This is a genomic window from Cupriavidus sp. 01L45 (assembly GCF_056399885.1).
In genome coordinates, this window is sequence record NZ_JBFTSG010000190.1 from 1 (window position 1) to 377 (window position 377).

General features: G+C 57.4%; 1 protein-coding gene. It reads left to right on the forward strand.

All coding sequences use genetic code 11. The features are described 5' to 3' along the window. Positions 1–189: 189 nt before the first annotated feature. Positions 190–377: transposase (locus tag AC1DT6_RS40665; RefSeq protein ID WP_477104475.1), on the forward strand; the 188-nt coding region annotated here is incomplete at its 3' end.

A 377-nucleotide genomic window follows, 5' to 3' on the forward strand; every position in this document is an offset into this window, starting at 1 on the left:
ATGTTTGAGTATCGCCTTAAGGCGATGCGAGTTTGGGTCCCGGCCGCTCTTTTCGCCGGATCCCGAGGGGGTGTCGCCCCATCCGGCGCGCCTTCTTTGCCTACTTTCTTGGCAAGCCCTCCATGTCAGGATACTTGTCGCCTCCGTTTCCTTAGTGAAGCAAAATGGAGGGCGGTGTGCGAATAGGTGATGACACGATATGCAACCGAGCATCGGGAATGGGTGGTKGAGCAGATGATGCCGCCGCTGAACCGGTCGATAGTGGAGTTGGCCAAGGCCACAGGGATCACGACAGTGACCTTGCGGACTTGGCGCAGGATGGCGAGAGAAGCAGGAAGAATTGTGCCGGGTGACGGAAAGCAGAGTGATCAATGGTC